At 69.2% G+C, this 5,188-nt stretch carries 4 protein-coding genes and 1 pseudogene; 1 reads left to right on the top strand and 4 read right to left on the bottom strand.

The genetic code is table 11. The features are described 5' to 3' along the window. Positions 1-83 precede the first annotated feature (83 nt). Together ACFV7R_RS46675 and ACFV7R_RS46670 are read right to left on the bottom strand one after the other, a co-directional pair. Positions 84-806 (bottom strand): annotated as a pseudogene (locus ACFV7R_RS46675) (reverse transcriptase domain-containing protein); the annotation flags it as partial. A gap of 708 nt (positions 807-1,514) precedes the next feature. After that, a complete protein-coding gene (locus tag ACFV7R_RS46670) occupies positions 1,515-2,378 on the bottom strand; it encodes a hypothetical protein (protein WP_385276805.1) in 864 nt (287 codons plus the stop codon). An 89-nt stretch (positions 2,379-2,467) separates the two neighbouring features. On the opposite strand from ACFV7R_RS46670, the gene ACFV7R_RS46665 reads away from it, so the two are divergent. Beyond that, positions 2,468-3,709: an MFS transporter gene (locus ACFV7R_RS46665; protein ID WP_385276802.1), complete on the top strand. Its 1,242-nt coding sequence runs from the start codon at positions 2,468-2,470 to the stop codon at positions 3,707-3,709. A 66-nt stretch (positions 3,710-3,775) separates the two neighbouring features. On the opposite strand, the gene ACFV7R_RS46660 is transcribed toward ACFV7R_RS46665, so the two are convergent. Both ACFV7R_RS46660 and ACFV7R_RS46655 read right to left on the bottom strand, forming a co-directional pair. Then, positions 3,776-4,204 (bottom strand): hypothetical protein, encoded by a 429-nt coding sequence (locus tag ACFV7R_RS46660; RefSeq protein ID WP_385276799.1) that lies wholly within the window; start codon positions 4,202-4,204, stop codon positions 3,776-3,778. A gap of 26 nt (positions 4,205-4,230) precedes the next feature. Continuing rightward, positions 4,231-4,923 (bottom strand): phytanoyl-CoA dioxygenase family protein, encoded by a 693-nt coding sequence (locus ACFV7R_RS46655; protein WP_385276796.1) that lies wholly within the window; start codon positions 4,921-4,923, stop codon positions 4,231-4,233. Positions 4,924-5,188 lie beyond the last annotated feature (265 nt).

Genomic DNA, 5,188 nt, shown 5'->3' with positions numbered 1-5,188 from the left:
GCGAGCACGCTCCAGCCGACCACGGTCAGTCACCGGACACCGACGCCGAGGGTGACTTGCGCCCGGGTTATCTATTGCGTTGGAGGCGACAGGATGCCGCCTTGCGGGGTGCCGGTCAGCGTTTCCCTGTTCTCGCCGAGTTCCGTGAGGACTCCGGCTTTGAGGAAGGCTTTGACCAGCGTCAGGACACGCTTGTCCTTCACCCGGCGACGCACTCGATCCATCAGGGCCGTGTGGTCGATCGAGTCGAAGCACGCCTCGATGTCCGCATCCAGCACCCAGCGATATCCCCGGGTGCCGAAGTAGTGGATCTCGGCGATCGCGTCCTGGGCCCGCCGTCGGGGCCGGAAGCCGTAGGAGACCGGCTTGAAGTCGGCCTCGAAGATCGGTTCCAGCACCAGCTTCAGCGCCGCCTGAGCGACCCGGTCCGCGATCGTCGGAATCCCGAGCTTGCGGACCTTTCCCGAGCCTCCCGGCTTGGGAATGCTGCGTTCCCGCACGGGCAGAGGACGGAACGAGCCGTCCTTGAGGGTGGCCCGCAGGTCGTTCAGGAACCCGGGAACACCGATCGACTCCTCGACGTCTACGGCGGTCAGGCCGTCGACACCGGGAGTCCGGGCTCCCTGGTTGCCCGCGACCCGGTCGAACGCCACCAGCAGCGTTGCCGGGTCGTGCACGAAGTTGAACAGGTCATCGAACCGGCGGCCGGGACCGGCCACCGCCCAACGGTGAAGCTTGGTCTGCATCTCCAGTACCCGGGCCCGCGGGCCCGGAGCTCCGCCGTTCGGCGGGGCGTCTTCCGGCATTGCAGCGTCCTTCCCTTCTCGATACCGCTGCCGCCCTTCCCCATGTGGCCGGCTCTCCCAGCCTCGGAGTACTACGACGGCTCCGCCCCGTCCCCAACCGATCAGCGGTCGATGCGCTCAGCCCCGGCAGCCTGCTGGCCGCAGGCGACAGGGCGAGGTTCGGGACGGTTCCCGTGTTCACTGTGGTTCGCTCGATGAAGGAGGAGCCCGACTGTGTCCCTGCGGCATCGCCACGAGTACGCCGCAGGCTTTCCTCGTGGCCTCCCGGCCAGCTTTCGTAGACCGACCCAGGAGTTGTCGGATCACCCGAAAGGAGGACCCGCATACGCACCGCTACCGGCCCTGATCCGCCAGGTTCGAGCCGGAGGCACTTTAAGAGACGTAAACGCCGGTTCCTCGCGTACTCCTCTCCATCACGCTTGCCGGACCCGCCCCATCTGGCAGTCCTGGACACGTCCCGGCTTTGTCAGGGCCGCTCTCGCCCTCCCCGGCATCACCCGGTTCAGGCTGCCCTCAGCTTCAACCCAGCTGCTGCGACAACGGGTTGGTGCAGGTCTTCCACCTCCACTCGAACCAACAGCGCCTCACGGCGCAACCAAGATCTGTGCCAGAACCCCGAAGTCACCTACGCAGCCACTCCGGATCACTGCGAGGTTTACGCAAAGGCTGAACCCCCTTCACTTCCCGAACGTCGACGGTCGTGTTCTGTTACACCTCACGCGTGGCGTCGCCGAGCAGGGCGGCCAGCTCGGCCGCGGTCGGCCTGCTCGGAGCGGGGGCGGTGAGCACCCCGCTGAGGATTTCCTGAACTTCGGGCCACACTCGAGGGCCTCGCAGAGGGATCGGGCGCGTGCCGATGATCTGCCGTAGCACCGCGGGGGTCAGCCTGGCGGGATTGATGCCGATCGCGTTGTAGTCGAGAGGCCAGGCGCCGGTAATGGCCCACCACAGGCCCGCGGCGAGTGTGTAGACCTCCGCGGCGCGTGTGGGGGCCACTGGCCGCTGACCGCCGTGGATGGTCAGCGCCATTTCGGGAGCGAGGAGGTGTGGCGGGCCGCCCCTGAAGAGGTGTGACGGTGGCAGCTTGTGGGGGTGCCAGGCCCATGAGCAGTCGATGAGTTGTACGCCGTCGGGCGTGTGGATCGCATGGTGCGGCTGGAGATCGCAGTGCACCCAGTCGATCGCGTGCAGCCGGGCGACCGCCTCGCACCACTCGACCGCAGTCTGTAGCGCCTGCCGACGATTCCCTTCCCCGTCACGGACGCTGCGGAGCGCCTCCCACGTCGAGGGGCCCTCGTACCAGGGGGTGAGCATCCATGCCTCTCCTTCCATGCGGCCGTGCGCCAGCAGCGCGCCGCGACAGTCAACGGCGGTGAGCACGGCCGTCTCACGGGCGGTGATGACCGTGCCCTCGGGGCCAGCCCCTACCTTCAAGGCCGCCGAACGTCGTGGTCCGGTGACTTGCCAGACGGCGGATCCGCGCCGGTCGCTGATGAGCTTCAGTTTCGGACCCTCGCCGCACAGCTCCTCTGCAGCCGCCCGCCCCTCAGCAGGCAGCGTTTCTGTCTTCATGCAACATCCGTCCTTTCGTCTGCCATAAGGTGTGTGGCGTCCCGGTGGCACCAGTGCCGGGACTTCGTCTTTTCAGGGCGGGAGTGATCTTGGGATACGTCCGTCTGCTGCGCCGCCGCCGTGTGCTGGCCCTGTGGGGCGCGCAGGCCCTGTCAGTGTTCGGTGACCGCCTGTACGCCATGGCGATCATGTGGATCGCGTGGGAGCAGTCCGGGGCCGCGGCCATGGGACTCGTAGCCGTCGCGGAATCCGTCCCGTACATCGTGATGGGCACCGTCGGCCGCCGGGTCATGGACCGCTTCGCCTCCCTGCGGGCACTTGCCGGCGTCGATGCCGCCCGCGTCCTGCTGGTCGCGGCGCTGCCGTTCGCCTGGGAGGCGTTCGGTACTCCCGGCATGCTGGCGCTGGCGGCAGCGCTCGGCCTGGCCGGTGCCGTCTTCGACCCCAACCTAGGCGCTCTGGTGCCCGACCTCGTCCGTCCCGGCGAGGTGCAGGCCGTCAACGGGCTCATGGACCTGACCGGGCGCATCGCCCGGGTGGCCGGTCCCGGCGCGGCCGGGGCGCTCCTCGTTGTCATCCCGCAAGCAGCGCTGTTCCTCCTCGACGCGGCCACCTTCGCCGTGTCGGCCGTAGTGCTGGCAGCGCTGGGCCGCCGTACCGCGCGAGCCTCGACAGCCGGCGCGCAGCCCGTACAGGACGCCGTACGGCTGCGCGCCCGCTCGCTGCTGCGCACCCACCCCGCCACGGCTGCGGCGATCGCCGTGCACGGGGCCGGGATCTTCGCCCAGGCCGTGGCTCTGGCCCTGCCCGCGCTGCTCACCCACCGGCTCGGCGCGGGCGCGGGCGCATACGGCCTTGTCCTCGCAACGACCGGGGCGGGTGCTCTGGCCGGGAACCTGGTGGCGGGCAATGTGCGGCTACCGAACCGGCTTCCCGTGGCGTATTGCGCGCTGTGGGCGGTGTCCGGGCTGTTCCTGGCGGTCACCGGCTCGGCCGGGAACCTGCTGGTCCTCCTGGCGATTTCGGGGGCCTCCGGTGCCGTAGCGCCGTTCCTGGGCGTCACGCTGCAGACCCACCTCGCGGCGTTTCCACCCGCTGCCCGGCGCCGGCTCATGTCCGTCGATGTGACGGTGATCCGGGCCGCTGGAACGGCGTCCATGCTCGTGGTGCCGGCCGTCGCCGCGGCCTCCCCAGCGGTCGGGTTCTGGGCTGGGGGCCTGGCCACGGTCGCGGTGTCCGTCGTGGGGGCAGTGACCGCATGGTGGTGGACGCGGGACAGGGCGAGTGTTGTGCCGGGCACGGACATGGCTCCGCAGCTCTCGCGCGACTAGGTATCCCTGCTGGAAGGGGTGCGGCCGGGCCGATGCGCCCGGCCGCTGTCGGTTCACGGGGTCAGGTCATGCGGAGATGCGCGCCCAGTGCTCGACGGTGATGTTCTCCAGCGGGATGCCGAGCTGCTGGTAGATCCGCTGGTGCATGGCGCCGAACCAGGCGTTTCGGCGGTCGTCGAAAAACGCCTGGTCGTACCAGGCGACGCCAAGGATCACGGTGCCGCCGCCGTTGGGGTTGCCCTGCTCGGCCTGAAGGTACGTGGCCTGCCAGTCCCAGAGCATCAGCTCTTCCGGCCGCTCACGCAGCCGCCTGTCGGACTCCTCCAGTGCGTCGATGCAGCGGCGGACGGTGGCCTCGTCCGGGCAGTAGTACATGCACTCGCTGCGGGCGATCGGCTTCTTGTCGCCGCGCCGGCTGGCGTCGGTGTCCTCGCCGTTGAGCACGCGGACACGCGTGGGCGCACCCTGTTCCAGGAACTCCTTGACGATCGTCACGTGCTGCTCCTCTCGGATGGATGGGGCTACCAGCCCGTGCCCGTGATGGGGGCCAGGCTGGGGCTTGAGCCGTCGCGCATCGAGACCGCACCGGGCGCGACGAAACGGACGTTGAGGCCGACCCTGGCCCCAACCCAGTTGTTGGAGTGCGAGCAGTGGACGAGGCGGGTGTCCATCAGCAGGCCACTGCCGGCGCGCACCGGTACCGGAACCCCACGGACGTCCAAACCCATGCGGACGCCGAGGGCGCGGCCCCGGGCCGCGCCGGTGGCTGCTTCCGCCTTGTAGGGCAGGTAACCGGCCCGCTGCGAGCCGGGCAGCACGTGCAGACACCCCGCGTCGGATTCCGCGTCTGTGAGGGCCACCCAAGCGGCGACCGACCGGTCCGGGTCCAGATCAAGGCGGTCGTTGATGCCGTCCTGATGCCACGGCACTTCGAAGCTTTGACCGGGCCACTTGATGACCAGAAATGTGTTCTCCACCGCCACGTCAGGGCCGATCAGCTCCTGCACTGCAGCGACGAGTCGCGCAGACCGTACGAGCGTCTGGGCCCACTCCTGCGTGAGGTGGGGGTTGGCCACCACCTCTCGCAGCTCGCTGCGGTGGGCAACGACGAGTTCGGTCGCTCGGGCCTTGGCCTGGGCAGGGTTGGTCCACTGACTCAGCACCTTGTAGCCATCTGGCCCGAGTAATCCGTCAGTACCGCTCTCATCGACCATCAGCGACGTTCCCTTTCGTCGTGAGATTGGGAGGCCCCGGCGCGGGGAGGCCTGATCCGTGGGGGAACAGTTCGGGCAGTGTCCCCGCGTCGGGAGTCGTACCTGCCCGATGGCCGCGGCCGGACGTCATCCGCCCCACCGGGCAGCGATCTATGCGGCGATCATGGCCAGCTCCCGCGTCAGCTCGCCGAGGTCGACGACGCGGAAGGAACTCAGCCGGCGGATCAGCTGCGAGGCGAGCAGAGTGGGCACGTTCGGGTGGCCG

Origin of the sequence: Streptomyces sp. NPDC059866, assembly GCF_042731325.1 — a bacterium.
Classification (GTDB): Bacteria; Actinomycetota; Actinomycetes; order Streptomycetales; family Streptomycetaceae; genus Streptomyces; species Streptomyces flavusporus.
This window is presented reverse-complemented; position numbering and strand designations above follow the sequence as displayed.

Bases quoted from the DNA above. Each gene is read 5' to 3' on its own strand.
- ACFV7R_RS46655 (WP_385276796.1), bottom strand. From the start codon at position 4,923: ATGGTCGATGAGAGCGGTACTGACGGATTACTCGGGCCAGATGGCTAC.
- ACFV7R_RS46670 (WP_385276805.1), bottom strand. From the start codon at position 2,378: ATGAAGACAGAAACGCTGCCTGCTGAGGGGCGGGCGGCTGCAGAGGAG.